The organism is Pseudomonas sp. NFPP04 (assembly GCF_900113815.1).
Lineage (GTDB): Bacteria > Pseudomonadota > Gammaproteobacteria > Pseudomonadales > Pseudomonadaceae > Aquipseudomonas > Aquipseudomonas extremorientalis.
The window spans coordinates 103,476-120,805 of record NZ_FOQS01000017.1 but is presented as its reverse complement, the minus strand read 5'-3'; the positions used below and the strand labels follow the sequence as shown (position 1 = coordinate 120,805).

At 62.8% G+C, this 17,330-nt stretch carries 15 protein-coding genes and 1 pseudogene; 8 read left to right on the top strand and 8 right to left on the bottom strand.

Going from position 1 to position 17,330, the window contains the following annotated elements; genetic code table 11:
- The 3 genes from BM017_RS26840 to BM017_RS26830 form a co-directional block, all read right to left on the bottom strand.
- The coding region (locus BM017_RS26840) for an RHS repeat domain-containing protein (protein ID WP_170856128.1) at nt 1–1,883 on the bottom strand (1,883 nt) is incomplete at its 3' end.
- A 134-nt stretch (nt 1,884–2,017) separates the two neighbouring features.
- The gene (locus BM017_RS26835) at nt 2,018–5,101 is read right to left on the bottom strand and encodes an efflux RND transporter permease subunit (RefSeq protein WP_092250272.1); all 3,084 of its coding nucleotides are present in this window, start codon (nt 5,099–5,101) and stop codon (nt 2,018–2,020) included.
- Nucleotides 5,102–5,103: 2 nt separating this feature from the next.
- The gene (locus BM017_RS26830) at nt 5,104–6,210 is read right to left on the bottom strand and encodes an efflux RND transporter periplasmic adaptor subunit (protein ID WP_092250270.1); all 1,107 of its coding nucleotides are present in this window, start codon (nt 6,208–6,210) and stop codon (nt 5,104–5,106) included.
- Between the two features lie 101 nt (nt 6,211–6,311).
- Between BM017_RS26830 and BM017_RS26825 the strand changes: the two are divergent.
- The 4 genes and pseudogenes from BM017_RS26825 to BM017_RS26810 all read left to right on the top strand — a co-directional run bounded on the left by BM017_RS26825 (nt 6,312) and on the right by BM017_RS26810 (nt 10,676).
- Nucleotides 6,312–7,516, top strand: a pseudogene (locus BM017_RS26825) (multidrug effflux MFS transporter).
- Nucleotides 7,517–7,592: 76 nt separating this feature from the next.
- Nucleotides 7,593–8,453, top strand: a complete 861-nt coding sequence (locus tag BM017_RS26820; protein ID WP_071489550.1) for a pirin family protein — start codon at nt 7,593–7,595, stop codon at nt 8,451–8,453.
- A 68-nt stretch (nt 8,454–8,521) separates the two neighbouring features.
- Nucleotides 8,522–9,967 (top strand): mechanosensitive ion channel family protein, encoded by a 1,446-nt coding sequence (locus BM017_RS26815; protein ID WP_092250268.1) that lies wholly within the window; start codon nt 8,522–8,524, stop codon nt 9,965–9,967.
- Nucleotides 9,968–10,049: 82 nt separating this feature from the next.
- Nucleotides 10,050–10,676 carry a helix-turn-helix transcriptional regulator gene (locus BM017_RS26810; protein WP_071489548.1) on the top strand — a complete coding sequence of 209 codons (627 nt, stop codon included), beginning with the start codon at nt 10,050–10,052 and terminating at the stop codon, nt 10,674–10,676.
- On the opposite strand, the gene BM017_RS26805 is transcribed toward BM017_RS26810, so the two are convergent.
- Together BM017_RS26805 and BM017_RS26800 are read right to left on the bottom strand one after the other, a co-directional pair.
- Nucleotides 10,664–11,044, bottom strand: a complete 381-nt coding sequence (locus tag BM017_RS26805) for a RidA family protein (protein WP_092250266.1) — start codon at nt 11,042–11,044, stop codon at nt 10,664–10,666. The two genes, BM017_RS26810 and BM017_RS26805, sit on opposite strands and share 13 nt — an antisense overlap.
- A complete protein-coding gene (locus BM017_RS26800) occupies nt 11,041–12,006 on the bottom strand; it encodes a threo-3-hydroxy-L-aspartate ammonia-lyase (protein ID WP_092250264.1) in 966 nt (321 codons plus the stop codon). The genes BM017_RS26805 and BM017_RS26800 overlap by 4 nt, the downstream gene beginning before the upstream one ends.
- 113 nt (nt 12,007–12,119) lie before the next feature.
- Between BM017_RS26800 and BM017_RS26795 the strand changes: the two genes are divergently transcribed.
- The 3 genes from BM017_RS26795 to BM017_RS26785 all read left to right on the top strand — a co-directional run bounded on the left by BM017_RS26795 (nt 12,120) and on the right by BM017_RS26785 (nt 14,262).
- On the top strand, nt 12,120–12,737 hold the full coding sequence (locus BM017_RS26795) for an LbetaH domain-containing protein (protein WP_092250262.1): 618 nt from the start codon (nt 12,120–12,122) through the stop codon (nt 12,735–12,737).
- Nucleotides 12,738–12,829: 92 nt separating this feature from the next.
- A complete protein-coding gene (locus BM017_RS26790; RefSeq protein ID WP_092250260.1) occupies nt 12,830–13,348 on the top strand; it encodes a sigma-70 family RNA polymerase sigma factor in 519 nt (172 codons plus the stop codon).
- Nucleotides 13,345–14,262 carry a FecR domain-containing protein gene (locus tag BM017_RS26785; protein WP_092250258.1) on the top strand — a complete coding sequence of 306 codons (918 nt, stop codon included), beginning with the start codon at nt 13,345–13,347 and terminating at the stop codon, nt 14,260–14,262. Before BM017_RS26790 ends, BM017_RS26785 begins: the two co-directional genes overlap by 4 nt.
- Here BM017_RS26785 and BM017_RS26780 read toward each other — a convergent pair.
- From BM017_RS26780 to BM017_RS26770, 3 genes are read right to left on the bottom strand one after another with little or no spacing between them, the layout of a single operon-like run.
- Nucleotides 14,259–14,975, bottom strand: coding sequence for an ABC transporter ATP-binding protein (locus tag BM017_RS26780; protein ID WP_092250256.1), 717 nt, complete (start codon nt 14,973–14,975; stop codon nt 14,259–14,261). The genes BM017_RS26785 and BM017_RS26780 overlap by 4 nt on opposite strands.
- Entirely contained in the window at nt 14,972–15,793 is an 822-nt protein-coding gene (locus BM017_RS26775) for an ABC transporter permease (protein WP_092250254.1), read from the bottom strand. Before BM017_RS26775 ends, BM017_RS26780 begins: the two co-directional genes overlap by 4 nt.
- 10 nt (nt 15,794–15,803) lie before the next feature.
- Nucleotides 15,804–16,760 (bottom strand): aliphatic sulfonate ABC transporter substrate-binding protein, encoded by a 957-nt coding sequence (locus BM017_RS26770; protein WP_092250251.1) that lies wholly within the window; start codon nt 16,758–16,760, stop codon nt 15,804–15,806.
- Nucleotides 16,761–17,079: 319 nt separating this feature from the next.
- On the opposite strand from BM017_RS26770, the gene BM017_RS26765 reads away from it, so the two are divergent.
- Nucleotides 17,080–17,295, top strand: coding sequence for a TOBE domain-containing protein (locus tag BM017_RS26765; protein WP_060752785.1), 216 nt, complete (start codon nt 17,080–17,082; stop codon nt 17,293–17,295).
- Nucleotides 17,296–17,330: the final 35 nt, after the last annotated feature.

The following is a 17,330-nucleotide window of genomic DNA, read 5'->3' as shown; positions in this document are numbered from 1 at the left end:
ATGACGTGCTGTTCGTCGTAGCGATAAACCTCGCTTTCACCGACCGCGTTGGTCGCTGAAATGAGTCGCCCAAGGTCGTCATAGGCGTAGGAAACAACCGTTTGCTCCGTCACCCACACAAACGGCCCGTCATCCACGACGCGATGAATCTGGTAATCCACCGCCACGATGCGGCCCGACGCATAACGCAAGAACAGCGAGCGCCCGACGCCGTTATCCACCCGCTCAATGCGCCCCAGAAAATCCCGGGAAAGGCGCAGCCGGTTGTCATACGCGTCGCTGATCGCTGTCAGCACACCGTCGCGGAAGTGGTAGAAACGTGACGCCTGGGCCAGCACCAGTTCATCAGGCACAGCACCCAAATAGATTGCGGCTTCGGCCAGACTGTTGGTGATCGCAGATCGAGAGGCAGTCGGCAAGGGCAGGGTGGTCGACCGATTCTCATGATCGGTCCACACCACCGCATCACCCACAACCACCAGCCGATGCGCCAGCGAGTGACTCCAGCCAAACCCCAGCCCGACATCCACTTCCACCGCACTGGTGCGATACAACCGCGTCCACTCAAACGGCAAGATCCCGTCCAGCGTCCCATCGGTGAGGGTTAGGAGTTCCTCGCCGGTGACCATCGACACCGGGCACCCATTGGTCGCGGTCTTGTCCGAAGATGCCGCCGCATCCCCATTCGGGTTGCGAGCAGAAACCGGCACGTCATCCACGTTCTCTTGCTGCACTAACGCGGTTCGCTGGGACTTGTTGCGCACCACCGGCACCGCGTTGGAAACCACCTGATCCCCAGCCTTCAACGGCGCATTCGGAATCACCCGGATCGGCTTCGCGGAGCTACCCAGCAGCAACGGCCTGGCCGCCTCGACATGCGCCTCCAACCGAGGCCCGACCAACTGGTCCGCGAGCATCTCCAGCCACTGGCGAGCCCGGCCAGGCTTGATGTGACTCATCACTTGGGCACCCAGGCGCACGGTCACGCCCATGGCTCCCGCAACCCTCACCAACAGCAAAGCGATCAACACGTCGCCGGTGATTTCCCCCATCACCTCGCTCATCGCTTGCGGCGGCAACATCCGTATCCAACTGCAGATCGCCGACAGGTAGATAAACATCAGCGGCTCGTCGCAGAGCACCAGCAGGCCATGGGCGATGGCGTCCTTGCCCAGTTTCAGCAGGTCATCCAGTTCGGTCTGGGAGACGTATTGCAGCAACTTCTGGCTGTTGCTCTTGAGGTCCGCCAGCAGGTCGTACAGTTGTGTGAAATTGTCCCAAAGGCTGTAGAACGCCTTACCCATGCCATGAAGAAACGCTTTCTCCAGCAGCCTGCGTTGATCAAGCGGGCTGGCGTCTGTGTAGTCTTTCCACTGGGCTTCGAAGGTGTTTTTCCACTCTTCGCGCAGGCGAACTTCCAACCCATCAATCACCGATTGATAAGACGCATACAGCGCCTTGAGGTGATCCTCGGAAACGTTGGGATAGAAGCTGACCCGGTATTGCTGGTCGCGCTCACACTGGTCGATTTCGAGGATGCCGCTGGGGCCGATGGTCGTGTGGATCGGCTCGCCCAGTGGGCCGCCGTTGGGGTCGACACGCTGCACCATCACCGGCGTGTTGCCGATGGGTACAAATCGCGTGCTTTGGAACAGGTGCACCAGGGTCAGCTTGCCGTTGGCCTGGCAAGTCGCAACGGTGGTGCTTGGGTAAAGAGAACGGTTGATCGGCGCGACCAGCGCCACTTCATCCCCGACCTTGAAGACTTGCTCGACATCCAGCGCCGAAACGCTCCAAAAGCTTGAAGCCCACGCGTCAAAGGTATTCAGGCATTCCCGGAAATCGCGAAAGACGCGCTCGATATCGACCGTCTTCACATCCATTGGGGTCAGGGCCAGCCTGCCAATGGCCGGGTTCAAGAAACAGCTCCAACAACCAGAAAGTCCATCTGCAATCCCTCGCACTGTGTAGTCAGGCGAGGGACTTTGCGGACCTTTTCAGGGGAGGGGAGTAGAGCTTATCCGGCGCTTACGTGGGACGTTTCGACAACTCTCGTCTTCTCCCGCCCCAGCACCAGGCTGCACAGCGCCGGCAAGAACAACAGCGTCAACACGGTGCCCACCAGCACCCCACCGATCAGCACGTAGGCCAGGGACGACCAGAAGACCGACAACGTCAGCGGAATAAACGCCAGCGCCGCCGCCAGCGCGGTCAGGATCACCGGCCGTGCACGCCGCACGGTGGCTTCGATGATTGCCTCGCGAATGGCCATGCCGTGGTCCTGGTTCTGGCGAATCTGGTCGGTAAAGATCAGCGTGTTGCGCATCAGTATCCCGCCAATCCCGATCAAGCCCAGGATTGCGTTGAACCCGAACGGCTGGTTGAACAGCAGCAAGGTCGGCACCGCACCGATCAAGCCCAGCGGCGCCGTGGCGAAGACCATGAACATCACGCCGAACGAGCGCACCTGGAACATGATCACCGTGAGGGTCAGCAGGATCATGATCGGGAACAGCGCGGCCAGGGCGACGTTGGCCTTGGCGCTTTCTTCCACCGGGCCGCCGATGTCGATCTGGTAACCGGCGGGCAGTGTGGCAATCAGCGGCTGCAGGTCTTTGTACACGGCCATTTCCACGTCGGGCGGTTGCACGCCGTCGATGATGTCGGCGCGCACTTCGACGGTGGTCGCGCGGTTGCGGCGCTTGAGGATCGGTTCTTCCATCACCGCCTGGAAATGCCCGACCTGGGCCAGCGGCACGGAGGTGCCGGCGCTGTTGGTGAGGGTCATGTTGTTGAGGTTGCCGAGGTCTTCGCGCTGGCTGCCCTGGGCGCGAGCGACCACGGAGACGGTACGGTTGCCTTCGCGCACTTCGGTGATGGGATTGCCGCTGAGCAGGGCGTTGAGCTGGGATTTGACTTCGTTGGGGGTGAAGCCCAGCAAACGCAGGCGGTCCTGATCCAGCACCAGGCGATAGCCGCTGGTGCGCTCGCCCCAATCGAGGAAGGCATCCTTGGTCAACTTGTTGGCGGCGACGACTTTGCGCACGGCTTCGGACACGCCACGCAGCACATCCACATTCGGGCCGGACACACGGAACACCACCGGGAATGGCACAGGCGGGCCGAACAGCAACTGCGTGACGCGTACCCGCGCCGCCGGGAACTCACCGGCCGCAATCCGCTCGCGCATGCGCAGTTTCAATGCATCGCGGGCATGGGAGTCCGGGGTCTGCACGATCAGCTTGGCAAACGCCGGGTCCGGCAGTTCAGGGTTCAGCGACAGGAAAAAGCGTGGCGCACCGCCGCCTACATAGGTGTCGACCATCGTGGTTTGCGGCTCTTGCAGCAGGGCTTTTTCCAACTGTGCGGCTACCGCTTCGGTACTTTTAAAGGCGCTGCCCGGCGGCATGTACACCTCAAGAATCAGTTCGGAACGGTCGGAGTTGGGAAAGAACTGCTTCTTCACCACACCCATGCCCAGCCCGCACAGCACAAACGCCGCCACCACCAGCCCGGTCACCAGCCAGCGCCTGTGCACACAGGCCTCCACCAGCGTGCGCAGTTTCTGGTAGTAGCGCCCGGCGTAGATTGCGTCATGCCCGCCGGGCACCGGCTTGATCTGCGGTAGCAGCTTCACGCCCAGGTAAGGTGTGAACACCACCGCCACCAGCCAGGATGAAATCAGCGCAAAACCGACGATCCAGAAGATATTGCCGGCATATTCCCCGGCGCCGGAGCGCGCAAAACCCACCGGTAGAAAGCCGATGATCGTCACCAGCGTGCCAGTGAGCATCGGCGCCGCCGTGGAGCTCCAGGCAAAGGTGGCGGCGTGGATGCGGTCGAAACCTTCCTCCAGTTTCACCACCATCATCTCGATGGCGATGATCGCATCATCCACCAACAACCCCAGGGAAATAATCAGCGCGCCCAGGGTAATGCGGTCGAATTCACGCCCGGTCAGCAGCATGATCACAAACACCACCGACAAGGTCAGCGGCACCGCAGCGGCCACCACCAGGCCGACACGAAAGCCCAAGGCCAACAGGCTGATGACCATCACCACGGCGAGGGCAACGAAGAACTTGAGCATGAACTCGTTGACCGCCAGGCTGATGTTTTTCGCCTGGTCGGAGACTTTGGCGAAGTTGACCCCGAGCGGCAGGTCGGCCTGGATTCTGGCTTCCTGGGCCTTGAGGCTCTTGTCCAGTTCCAGGCCGTTCCAGTGTTTCTCCATGATCACGCCGAGCATCAGCGCCGGGTCGCCCTGGTGGCGGATGCGGTAGCTGGGCGGGTCTTCATAACCTCGGCTGACGGTGGCCACATCGGCGATGCGCAGCACGCGGCCGTTGACTTCCAGCGGCACGTTTTCGATCAGTGACAGGCTGTCGAACGCGCCGTCGATACGGATGTAGGCACGGGCGCCGGCGGTCTCGACAAAGCCCGACGGCGCCACGGCGTTCTGCGCGGCCAACGCCGAGAAAATCTGATCCGGCTTGATGCCCAGGGTCGCCAGGCGCTCATAGGAAAACTCCACGAACACCCGTTGCGCCTGCTCGCCGAGGATATTGACCTTCTTCACCCCTGGCAGGTTGAGGAAACCCTGGCGCAGTTCCTCAGCCATCTGCACCTGCTGTCGATGGGGCAGGTGTTCGGCCTCCAGGGCGTACAGCGCAAAATACACATCGGAATATTCATCGTTGAAGAACGGCCCGCTCACGCCCTTGGGCAGTCTGGCGGCTTCATCGCTGAGTTTTTTTCGGGTCTGGTAGAACAGGTCCTGGATTTCGCTGGGCCGCGTGGACTCCTTGTACGTCATGCGCATCGACACGAAACCCGGCTGGGCGATGGTCTCGACGCGGTCGTAGTAGTCCAGTTCCTGCAGGCGTTTTTCCAGGCGGTCGGCCACTTGCTCCTGCATTTCCTGGGCGGTGGCGCCGGGCCAGGCGGCAGTGATGGTCATCACCTTGACGGTGAAGGACGGGTCTTCGGCGCGACCGAGCTTGCCAAACGAGAACACCCCGGCGGCCAGGATCGCAATGATCAGGAACAACGTGACCGCACGGTGCTTGACCGCCAGTTCAGAGAGGTTGATACCACGCATGCTCAGTTGTCCTGTTTGCGGTTGAGGGCCAGGACCTGGGCGGGCAGCAGGCGTACGGCGTCACCGTCGTGCAGCAGGTGCGCACCCAGGGCGACGACGATTTGACCGGGGGTTACACCACTGTCGAGCAGCGCGTCTTCCTGGCCGAGGCTGGCGACTTTCACCGGGGCGAAACTGACCTTGTCGTCTGTGCCGATTACCCAGACACCGGTGCCTTGCCCGGCATCCTGCAAGGCGCCGATGGGTACCCGGGTTTGCTGGGCCTGGCCGTTGCCTTGCAGGCGTACGGTGATGGTCGAGCCGAGGGCGAAGCGATCGACGGCGCCATGCAATACGTAGCGGGCGCGGTAGGTGCGGGTGGTCGGGTCAGCGCTGGCGGACAGTTCGCGCAAGGTGGCGGTCACCGCCTGGTCCGGAGCGCCGAAGGCGAAGGCCAGGGCTTTCTGCGAGGCTTGTTCGCGTTGGTTTTCCGGCAGGTTGACGATAGCTTCACGGGCACCGTCGTGGGCCAGGCGCGCGACGATCTGTCCTTCGGCGACCACCTGGCCGCGGTCTGCCCGCACATCGGTGATGATGCCGTCGCCATCGGCCTTGAGCACCGAGTAGGTGCGGCGGTTTTCGATCTGGCTGGCGTCGGATTGCGCCGCGGCCAGTTCGGCTTCGGCCACGCGCAGGTTGGTCGCCGATTGGTCGAAGATCTGCCGCGACACGGCGCCGGTGCTGGCCAGGCGCTGATAGCGGTTTTCGTCGTCACGGCGTTGGCGCAATTGTGCCTGGGCGGCGCTGACGCGGTTTTTTGCCGAGCGCAGGGCCAGTTCGAAGTCGCCGATATCCAGCACCAGCAGGGTGTCACCACGGGACACATGCTGGCCGGGGTCGACCTTGCGTTCGATGACCTTGCCGCCGACCCGGAACCCCAGGTCGCTTTCGGTACGCGCCGCGACCACGCCGGTATAGGCGCTTTGCTGGGTGCCGGCCGCTTCGACTTTGGCGGCCAGGACAGGGCGAGGTTGAGGAACTTCGGCGGCGGTGTCGGCCTTGCTGTTGCAGCCATTGAGGACGATCAACAGGGCCAGGGGCGTGAGAAGACGCAGGGGGAGAGGGTGCATGGCGGGCTCCGGGGTAACCATTGGGCAAAAAAATTATGGACATAATTTTTTACGCATATTATGGTCGAAATATAAATTAATCCAGCCCCCGGATGCTCCCCATGACAAACGCCCCGCTCCCATCGCGAAGCCTGCTGTTTTTACTGGTGGCCCTGACGGCACTGGGTGAGGTCTCGACCCAATTGATCATTCCCGGCCTGGGCGCCATCGAGCAGGCGCTGGCGGCGCCGGCGGGTTCGGCACTGATGGCGCTCTCGGCATTTGTCGCCGCTTTCGGCCTTGGGCAACTGTTGTTCGGCCCGCTGTCGGACCGTATCGGCCGGCGCCCGGTGCTGATCGGCGGCCTGGTGCTGTACGTGCTGGCAACCTTGTCGATGCTGCTGGTCCACGACATCCACCAGTTCATTGCCGCCCGCGTGCTGCAAGGCCTGGGCGCCTGTGCTGCGCTGGTGCTGGCGCGCACGGTGGTGCGGGATGTGTGGAAGGCCGAAGCCGGGCCGGCCCTGGCGCTGACCATGATCGGCATGCTCTACGCCATCGTGGTGGCGCCGATGGTCGGTGGCCTGCTGATCAAGCTGTTCGGCTGGCACGCGCCGATCCTCCTGGCGCTGGCGATTGGCAGCGTGGTGCTGTTGCTGGCGTTGCTGTTCTTTCGCGAGAGCAACCACTACCTAGACCCCAAGGCCGGTCACTGGCGTACCCTCGGCGGGCAATACCTGGACCTGCTCAAGGGGCGCCAGTACCGGGCGTTCGCCGTGGCATTGGCGTGCACCTATGGCGCCATGTTTGCGGTAATCGCCGGTTCGTCGGCGGTGTTCATCAACCTGCTGGGCTTCAGCAGCCTGGAGTACGGCATCAATTTCGGCCTGATCGTATCGATGCTGATCGTGGGGTCCACCTATACCCGCCGCAACATCATGCGTCTGGGGCCTCAGCGGATTGTGGCGATGGGCGTGACGATGGTCGCCGCCGGCGGGGTGTCGGCCGTGGTCATTTATGAACTGTTCGGCCTGTCGGTGCTCGGCCTGGACATCCCGATTGCGCTGGTCACCCTGGGCGGTGGCCTGGTGTTGCCGGGTGCGGTGACCGGTGGCGTGATGCCCAATGCGCATCGTGCAGGCCTGGCGCGGGACTGATGGGGTTTGCGCAGATGTTCGGCGCTACCTGCAGTGGTGTCTTGTTGAGCCAGTTGCGGGACGGCAGTGCCGCGCCGATGATCATCATCCAGGCCAGCTTCGCGCTGACGGCGTTCGTGGCGTTTCACCTGCTGCGGCAACGTCAGGCCAAGGGATTGTCCTATACGTAGGACGAACAGGGCTGCTTTTGCCGGCTAGTGCTCAACCGCCAGCAGCCTTATGGTGTATGCACTTTGGAGGTACACCATGAAAAAGCTTATCGGCATCTACACCAGCCCCCGCGCCCATTGGGTCGGCGACGGCTTCCCGGTGCGCACGTTGTTTTCCTACGACGCCATGGGCAAGCACATCAGCCCATTCCTGTTGCTGGACCACGCCGGCCCGGCCGATTTCACCCCGACCGAGCAGCGTCGCGGCGTCGGCCAGCACCCCCATCGCGGCTTTGAAACCGTGACCATCGTCTACGACGGCGAAGTCGAACACCGCGATTCCACGGGTGCCGGCGGCACCATCGGCCCCGGCGACGTGCAATGGATGACCGCTGCCAAAGGCATCCTCCACGAAGAGTTCCACTCCGCCGCCTTCGCCCGCCAGGGCGGCGCGCTGGAGATGGTGCAACTGTGGGTCAACCTGCCGGCCAAGGACAAAATGGCCGATGCCGGTTACCAGACGATTGTGGATGGCGACATCCCGGTACTGCCCTTGGCCGACGACGCCGGGCAACTGCGCCTGATTGCCGGTGAGTTTGCCGGCACCCAGGGCCCGGCCCGTACCTTTACGCCGATTGACGTGTGGGACCTGCGCCTGAACCCCGGCAAGCCCGTCACCCTGGACCTGCACGAAGGGCGCAACACCGCCCTGGTGATCCTGCGCGGCACGGTACTGGTCAATGGCGAGCAAGTTGCGCGGCAGGGGCAATTGGCGTTGTTCGAGCGCGAGGGTAGCCAACTGACGCTGGAGTCCAATGATGACGCCAAGGTGCTGCTGCTCAGCGGTGAGCCGATTGACGAGCCGATCGTCGGGCACGGGCCGTTTGTGATGAATACCGAGCAGGAGATTCACCAGGCGTTCGTGGACTTTCAGTCGGGTCGTTTCGGGCAGATGTAAGCACACCCGCTATACCCTGGCGCGGCATTTCATGCGATCTTCACGGCATTCGCCCTGGAGTCGCCTGGATGCCCTCATTTATCGCTGATCACCCGATGCTGTGCGCCCTGGCGCTGATCTTGATCGACATCGCCGTGTGGCGCCTGATTTCCGCCAACCTCGCCAACTGGAAGCTGGCGGCGCGGTTGGTGATCTTCGCGGTGTTCAGCGCGGTGCTGTTCAACGACGGCATGAACCCCATGCAACTGGCGCCCTATGCGGACAACACCGCCTTGCACCTGGCCGCCACAGCGTTGCAGATCGGCTGGTGGCTGTTCGCGGCGCGTACGCTGACCGTGTTGCTCGGCACGCTCATGATGCAGCGGGTCGGGCATACCGGCCGCCTGTTGCAGGACCTGATGGGGGCGGTGATCTTCCTGATCGCGATCATTGCCGCCATGGCCTACGTGCTCGACTTGCCGGTCAAGGGTGTGCTCGCCACCTCCGGCGCGGTAGCGATCATTGTCGGCCTGGCGCTGCAAAGTACCTTGAGTGACGTATTCTCCGGGATCGTCCTCAACACCACCAAGCCTTATCAAATCGATGACTGGATCTCCATCGACGGCACCGAAGGCCGGGTGACGGACATCGATTGGCGCGCCACGCGCCTGCAAACCTCCCAGGGCAGCATGGCGGTGATTCCCAACTCCCTGGCGGCCAAGGCCAAGATCATCAATTTCTCGCGCCCGGCGGACATGTTCGGCCTGGCGGTCAGCCTGCAGGTAAGCCCCCATGCGCGGCCGCAAACGGTGATCGAAGCCCTGGAGCGGGCGATGCAAGGGTGTCGGCCGCTGCTGGGCACGCCGGCGCCAAGTGTGGCGTTCAAGACGTCGGCCAGTGGTGGCGTCGAGTATGAAATCAGCGGATTCGTACCGGCCATGGCCCTCAAGCGCGAAGTGCGCAACCAGCTTTATGACTTGGCTTTCCGGCATTTGCAGGCGGCGGGCGTCGGCGTGCTGTCGGCCACTGAAAGCAGCGCGCCACCGGCCATGTCCGCAGCGCGCGCTTTATTGGAGCGTTCGTCGATTTTTTCCACCCTGCGCCAGGAAGAGAAAGACACCTTCAGCCAGAACATGACCCTGCACACCTATCGCGCCGGCGAGATGATCCTGCCGGCCGGGGAGGTCAGCGATCATTTGTTCATCGTTGAGTCCGGTGTGGTCTCGGTGATGCTGACCAAGGGCGGGCACAAATTCGAAGCCGGGCGCATGGGGCCGGGTGAGGTGATCGGCGAGGCCGGGATCCTGTCGGACCAGGCGACGCTGGCGGATTTCTCGGCCAAGACGTTCTGCACCCTGTACCGCATCGAGAAGGAATACTTGAAGCCGTGCCTGGATGCGCGCCACGACATCGGCGAAGCGATGAAGGCTTTGCTGGATTTCCGTGTGCACGCCGCGCAGGCGCTGACGCAAGAGGCACCGGTGGTGCCTGTCAAGAAAGGCTTTCTGCAGTGGTTGCGCCAGCGTGGTCTCTGACCGCACGCCTCGGGTACGGGCGCCACACTGAGGGGCAGGGGGTAAATTGACGCCCTGTCCAGGACTGGATATGTTGTCTTGCATGAAAACCACCTCTCCCGACGATACTCACTTGATCAGCCAGCTCGAACAGATCGCCGAGGGCCTGAGCAAGACCTTCAGCCCCTTCTGCGAAGTGGTCCTGCACGACTTGCGCGACCCCCGGCACTCGATCCTGGCCATCCACAACAACTTGTCCGGGCGTGCACCGGGCGACCCGACCACCGAGCTGGGCCTGGCGCGCATTGCCGACCCCGACTACCCGCAAGTCATCGCCAACTACCAGAACCAGTTCAGCGACGGCCGCCAGGTCAAGAGCACGTCGATCGGCATCAAGGGCGCCGGCGGCGAGTACGTCGCGGCCTTGTGCATGAACGTCGACCTCTCGTTGTTCCGGGGCTTGCAAGGCATGCTCGAACAATTCGGCTCGGTCAGCGGCGACAAGCTCATCGAGTCCCTGGACCCTTCCGGCGCCGACGTGATCCGTGCGCGTATCGACCAGTTCGCCGCCCGCCTGGCCACCACCCCGCGTGCGCTGAAGACAGCCGATCGGCGTGTGCTGATGCAGGAACTCAAGGACTCGGGCTGCCTGGACATCCGCCGGGCGATGGAGACGGTGGCGTCCCATCTGGGCGTGTCGCGTGCGGCGGTCTACACCTACGCCAAGTAGCGCGCCACAGCCTCGATCTCGATCAGGTAACCGTGGTGCAACTCCGGCACCGGCACCACCGCGCGGGCAGGGCGGTGCTCGCCCAGCGCGGCGGCATAGAGGCCATCGAAGGCCGGCCAATGCTCGACGCCGGCTACGTATACGGTGACCTTCACCAGGTCCTGCGCGGTTCCGCCGGCAGCGTTGAGGATGGCCAATAGATTATCCAGGGCAATCCGCGCCTGATCGGCAAATGACGCTGTCAGGTTGTGCCGCCCATCCGGGCTCACCGGCAATTGCCCGGAGATATACAGCGTGTCGCCGTGGCGGATGGCTTGCGAGTAATGGCCGGCGGGTTGGGCCGCTTGGGCGGTCTGGATGATCTTCATGAGGCCTCGCACAGCAGCGCGGCGTACTTCTCGATATCGACGTTGCCACCGGTGACGATAATGCCCACGCGCTGGCCCTTGAAGCGTTCACCCTGGTTGAGCAACGCGGCCAACCCCAGGCAGCCGGTGGGCTCGACCACCATTTTCATGCGTTGCATAAAGAACTTCATGGCGCCGACCAACTCGGCATCCGACACGGTGAGGATGTCGTTGACCTGGTCGCGGATGATCGGGAAGGTGCAGTTGCCCAGGTGCTGGGTCTGCGCACCATCGGCAATGGTCGCCGGCGTGTCGATGTGCACGATGCTGCCACTGCGGAACGAGCGCTGGCCGTCATTGCCGGCTTCGGGTTCCACACCATACAACTGGCAATCCGGCGCCAGGGCACGGGTCGACAACGCCGTGCCCGAGAGCATGCCGCCACCACCCAGGCCAACGAACAATCCATCCAGCGGGCCGGTGAATTCCAGCAATTCCTTGGCGGCGGTGCCTTGCCCGGCGAGGATATGCGGGTGGTCGTAGGGCGGGATCAGCGTCAGGCCCTGCTCGGTGGCCAGGTCGTGGCCGATCTGTTCGCGGTCTTCGGTGAAGCGGTCATACAGCACCACACTGGCGCCGTAGCCACGGGTCGCCGCGACCTTGGCCGCCGGCGCATCGCTGGGCATCACGATGGTTGCCGGCATGCCCAGCAACTGCGCCGCCAGGGCAATGCCCTGGGCGTGGTTGCCGGACGAGAACGCCACCACCCCGGCCTTGCGCTGCTGTGCATCGAACTGCGACAGGGCATTGAACGCACCCCGGAACTTGAAGGAACCGGCGCGTTGCAGGTTTTCGCACTTGATGAACACTTGGGCGCCGGTCAGTGCGTCGAGGGTGCGTGAGGTGAGCACTGGGGTGTGATGGGCAACGCCATCCAGGCGTTGGGCGGCGGCGATGACGTCGTGGTAAGTCGGCAATGGCATGGGGCGAACCTCACTGGCTGATATGGATAAAATATCCATAACAAGACAAATAGTAAAGGTCGCTGAGTGCATGTTAGCGTTTTGCACTTCTCTGACCGCTGGAGGATTCAACATTGATCCGCCTCACCGACTATATCGCCGACTTTTCTCGATCTGCCCTGGCACCGTGGGCGGACCTCTCGCCCTGGGTTCTCGCCGCTCAGGCGCCTGCTGTCGTTCGCCAATTGTTGGCCGAGCTGCCGGCAGACCAGTACGTCATCCAGGATGAGATCGCCATCCACCGTACCGCCACAGTCGAACCCGGCGCGCTGCTCAAGCCGCCCCTGATCATCGGCCCCCACTGCTTCATCGCCAGTGGTTCGCTGCTGCGTGGAGGGTGCTGGCTGGATGAACATTGCATCATCGGCCCGGGCGCTGAGTTGAAGACCTCGTTCATGTTCAGCGGCAGCAAGCTGGCGCACTTCAATTTCGTCGGTGATTCGGTGCTGGGGCACGGCATCAACCTGGAGGCGGGGAGCATCGTCGCCAACTACCGTAACGAGCGTGATGACAAGGAGGTGCGAGTGCGGGTCGACGGCACCTTGCAGCGCACCGGTTGCGACAAGTTTGGCGCGCTGCTCGGCGACCAGTGCCGTATCGGCGCCAATGCGGTGTTGGCGCCGGGGGCGGTGCTCAAGCCTGCCAGCGTGGTGGGACGCGGGCAGGTGTTTGATGCTGAAGCCTCCCTATAAACACCGCGTTGAAAAGATCATGGTCAGTCGGCACGATATTAAATAGAATGAATCTCATTTGAGACTCACTCGCGCCGCGCAGGTCGCTTGCCATGAATGATGCTGTTGTTCCGACCCACGCCCCCGAACTGACCTTGTCGAGCCTGTACCGCGACCATCGCAGCTGGCTGGAAAGCTGGCTGCGCCGGCGCCTGGGCAACGCCTGGGATGCGGCCGACCTGAGCCAGGATACGTTCCTGCGCGTACTCGCCAGCGCCCAGCCGATTGCGCAGATGCAGGAACCGCGGGCTTATCTGGTGACGGTTGGCAAGCGCCTGCTGGTGAATTTCCATCAGCGGCGCAGCCTTGAACAGGCCTATCTGAATGCGTTGGCGAGTCTCCCGGAGACCTGTGTGCCATCGCCCGAACAGCGCTGGCTGGTGCTGGAGACCCTGCAAGCCCTGGACGAGTTGCTCGATGGCTTGCCGGTGCTGGTCCGCCGCGCCTTTCTGTGGAGCCAGCTGGAAGGCCTGGGCTATCGGGACATCGCCGAGCGGCTTGAGGTGTCTGAACGCACGGTCAAACGCTACATGGCCCAGGCCTACGAGCATTGCCTGCTGGTGGACCTGTGAGCCGTGACGTTGCGCGTGCCGCTGCCCAGTGGTTGGCGCTGCTCGAATCCGGCGCGGCCACCGAGCGTGACCACGCCGCGTTGCAGCACTGGCGAGACAGCCACCCCCAGCACGAGCAGACCTGGCAAAAAGCCCAGACCCTGCGCCAGCGTTTCAGCGACTTGCCCCAGGCCCTGGCGATGGCCAGCCTCGACCGTCCGCAACCGGGGCGGCGCGCGGTGCTCAAGCGTGCATTGGGTATCGCGGCCTTGGTGCCGACGGCCTGGCTGGTCAGCCGTCAGTTGCCCATCGAGGCCTGGCGCGCCGACCTGCACACCGCCACCGGCGAGCGCAAGCGCATGTCCTTGGCCGATGGTGGCAGCTTGCAGCTCAATACGGCGACAGCGGTGGACATGGACCTTGCACAGCGGCGCATCACGCTGGTGGACGGTGAGCTGGCGCTGAATGTGCCAGGGCCAGCGGCGATGACGGTGCAGACCCGCTATGGCGAGTTGCGGGTCAGCCAGGCTGAGGTGTGTGTCCGTCAGATGGCCAAGGGTTGTCTGGTGTCGGTGCTCCAGGGCTCGGTTCAGGTACGCGACTTGACCGGGCAAATGGTGTCGTTGCCGGGTGGTCGGCAAGCCTCGCTGCAAGCCGAGGGGCTCGGCGCCTGGGCTCCGTTCGATGTGTTGCAACCGGGCTGGCGCGACGGTGTGCTGACCGCACAGAACCAGGCACTGGGCGACTTTTTACGGGAGTTGGAGCGTTATCGTCCCGGTGTGTTGCGCTGGGATCCGAGCCTGGAAACATTGCGAGTGACCGGCAGTTTTCGCCTGGACGACACTGACCGCATCCTCAACCTGCTGGCCCAGACCCTGGGGCTCGAGGTGCAGGCGCGGACGCGGTACTGGGTGACCTTGCGCAAGATCGCCTAGATCACGTGTGCCTGCTGCAACGCCGTCAGTGACAGCGCCTTCAGTTGCGCCAGCCGCGGATCACGCCGGTCCCTGGGGTGTGGCAATTCCACTGCAAGCGCCTGGCGAATGCTGCTCGGCCGGTTATCCATCACCAGCACCCGATCACTCAAATACAACGCCTCGTCGACATCATGGGTCACCAGCAACAAGGCGATGGCATGGTGTTCGGCCAGTTGCAGCAGCAGGTCCTGCAGCTTCATGCGGGTAAACGCGTCCACCGCGCTGAACGGTTCATCCAGCAGCAATACCTGTGGGCGTGAGTACAAACCGCGTGCGATGGCCACTCGCTGCGCCATGCCGCCGGACAATGCCTTGGGCAACGCCTGGGCAAAGCCCTTGAGGCCGACTTCCTCTATCAGTTGCGTGACCCAGGCCCTGTCGTAATGGTTGTCGTCGCTGAAACCGATGTTCTGTTCAACCGTGAGCCAGGGCATCAGTCGGGGTTCCTGGAACACAAAGGCGACTTCGCCGTCGGGGCTGCGCAGTTCGCCCTGGAAGTCCTGTTCCAGGCCGGCGACGATGCGCAGCAAGGTGCTTTTGCCGCAACCACTGGGCCCCAGCAGGCTCACGGCTTCGCGAGGTTGCAGGGCCAGGCGCACGTCTTTCAGCACGGTGGTGTCGGCGAAACGCTTGCGCGCTACATGAATATCCAACAACGCTCGCACGCTCATTGCCCAGCTCCCTGGAAGGTATCGCGCCAGGCCAGGCAACGCTTTTCCAGCGCGGCGAGCAGGCCATCGCTGACCTTGCCCAGCAGCGCCAACACGATGATCGCCGCCAGCACGATGTCCGGCCGCGAGGTCTCCCGCCCATCGCTGAGCAGGTAACCCAAGCCTTTGGTGGCCGCGATCAACTCGGCTGCCACCAGAAACATCCACGCCAGGCTCAAGCCGCTGCGCAACCCGGTGAACAGGCCGGGCAGGGCGGCCGGCAACAGGATACGACGCACCAGGCGCCGCCGACTGAAACCGTACATCTGCCCGACTTCCACCAGCTTGCGGTCGATGTCGCGGATGGCCGCCACGCCGTTGAGGTACACCGGGAAAAACGCGCCAATTGCGATCAGTACGATCTTCGAGGTTTCGTCGATGCCCAACCACAGCAGCAACAGCGGCACCCAGGCCAGGCTGGGGATCGAGCGCAAGCCGGCGAAGGTCGGTTCCAGATAGGCCTCGGCTTCACGGCTCAACCCCACCCAGGCGGCAAACACCAACGCCAGGCTGGCACCAATGACGAACCCCAGCACTACCCGGCCGAGGCTGGCGCTGATGTGTTTCCACAGTGCGCCTTCGGCCAGGTCGGTGAGGGTCAGCGCAATTTCGCTGGGCGCCGGCATCTGGTAGGACGGCAGCCAGCCCACTCGAACCACTACCTCCAGCACCAGCAGGATCAGCACCGGCAACACCAGGCCCTTGAGGCGCCTCGGCCAGGCACTGCGATTGATCGCCAAGGGCGTGGCAAGAGGCACTGCTTGGGTTTTGCTGGTCATCACGTGCTCCTCAGTGGCCGAACGAAGTGTCGATCAACTGGTCGATCACCTGGTCCACATTCACGCCTTTGCGCACCAACTCTTCGGACACCAGGATCGGTGCGGCGGCCTTGGACGACACCACGTCCTTGCTGCTCAAGAACGGCGTGCTCAGGTCGGTACGCGAGAGTTGCAGCCTGGCCACTTCCAACGGCAGGCCGGACTCGTCGGCCAGCAGCCTGGCAAATTCATCCGGGTGCTTGACCGCCCAGTCCCGGGCCTTTTCATAGGCGCCGATGACCTTGGTGATGGTTTGCGGATGAGCCTTGGCGAACTTCTCGGTGACGCTCACCACACCGTGGCTGTTGAAGTCCTTGTTGCGGTACAGCAGGCGCGAGCCAGCCTGGATTTGACTGGCGGCCATGTGCGGGTCGAGACCGGCCCAGGCATCCACGTCACCTTTTTCCAGGGCGGTGCGGCCGTCCGGGTGTTGCAGGTGCACCAGTTCCACGTCGTCCTTTTTCAGCCCGGCCTTTTGCAGGCTGCGCAAGGTGAACAGGTACGGGTCGGTGCCTTTGGTGGCGGCGATTTTCTTGCCCTTGAGGTCGCTGACGCTGTTGAGCGGTGAATCCTTGCGCACCACCAGGGCGGTCCATTCGGCGCGGCTGTAGACGTACACCGATTTGATCGGGCTGCCGTTGGCGCGGCTCAGTACTGCGGACAGGCTGGCCGAAGAAGCGAAATCCACGCCGCCACTGTTGAGGTATTCCAGGGACCGGTTACTGCCCTGGCTCAATACCCAGCCCACTTTGGAGTCCGGCAAGGCTTGTTCGAGCCAGCCGAAATGCTTGAGCACCAGGCTGACAGGCGAGTAGTAGGCGTAGTCCAGGTTGACTTCGGCTGGATCGGTTTCGGTGGCGTGGGCCAGCGGTTGCAGGCACAGGGCAAGGGCGCAGGCGCCCAATAGACGTTGGGTGAAGGGGGTCATGGAACAGCTCCGGCAAGGCGTTGAGAGAAGGCTTTTCTTATATTCAGAAAAATAAAACTGCATGCTCCATCATGCTTTTAAAGAATATGCAGTCTCTGTGCCATTGGCTTCGGACGCGTAATCACGGGGGCTTCGAGGGGGAAGGGCTGTGGTGGGAGAGGGCAAACTGTTGATCAGCTGTTTATGGTGCAACAGCTTTTATATATCAATAAAGAATAAATAAATAGATATATATTCCTTTTAATATCTTCGTCGATGGCGCATTTTGAGGGCCTGCGCATTCGTGCGGATTGACCCAACAGCCTGAAGGAAAGCCGACATGACCATTAAAGCCATCAATGTGCGCAACCAGTTCAAGGGCGTGATCAAGGAAATCCTGCAAGGGGAAGTGGTGTCGGAAATCGACGTGCAGACCGCGTCCGGCATCGTCACATCGGTGATCACCACCCGTTCGGTGCGTGACCTGGAATTGAAAGTGGGCAGTGAAGTGATTGCCTTTGTGAAGTCCACCGAAGTGTCCATCGCCAAGTTGTAAATGACAGCCCCCGCACTCAGGCGGGGGCTGGCATG

Bases quoted from the DNA above. Each gene is read 5' to 3' on its own strand.
- BM017_RS26780 (WP_092250256.1), bottom strand. From the start codon at position 14,975: ATGAGCGTGCGAGCGTTGTTGGATATTCATGTAGCGCGCAAGCGTTTC.
- BM017_RS26765 (WP_060752785.1), top strand. From the start codon at position 17,080: ATGACCATTAAAGCCATCAATGTGCGCAACCAGTTCAAGGGCGTGATC.
- BM017_RS26770 (WP_092250251.1), bottom strand. From the start codon at position 16,760: ATGACCCCCTTCACCCAACGTCTATTGGGCGCCTGCGCCCTTGCCCTG.
- BM017_RS26800 (WP_092250264.1), bottom strand. From the start codon at position 12,006: ATGCCATTGCCGACTTACCACGACGTCATCGCCGCCGCCCAACGCCTG.
- BM017_RS26775 (WP_092250254.1), bottom strand. From the start codon at position 15,793: ATGACCAGCAAAACCCAAGCAGTGCCTCTTGCCACGCCCTTGGCGATC.
- BM017_RS26830 (WP_092250270.1), bottom strand. From the start codon at position 6,210: ATGCACCCTCTCCCCCTGCGTCTTCTCACGCCCCTGGCCCTGTTGATC.
- BM017_RS26790 (WP_092250260.1), top strand. From the start codon at position 12,830: ATGAATGATGCTGTTGTTCCGACCCACGCCCCCGAACTGACCTTGTCG.
- BM017_RS26835 (WP_092250272.1), bottom strand. From the start codon at position 5,101: ATGCGTGGTATCAACCTCTCTGAACTGGCGGTCAAGCACCGTGCGGTC.
- BM017_RS26805 (WP_092250266.1), bottom strand. From the start codon at position 11,044: ATGAAGATCATCCAGACCGCCCAAGCGGCCCAACCCGCCGGCCATTAC.
- BM017_RS26815 (WP_092250268.1), top strand. From the start codon at position 8,522: ATGCCCTCATTTATCGCTGATCACCCGATGCTGTGCGCCCTGGCGCTG.
- BM017_RS26820 (WP_071489550.1), top strand. From the start codon at position 7,593: ATGAAAAAGCTTATCGGCATCTACACCAGCCCCCGCGCCCATTGGGTC.
- BM017_RS26810 (WP_071489548.1), top strand. From the start codon at position 10,050: ATGAAAACCACCTCTCCCGACGATACTCACTTGATCAGCCAGCTCGAA.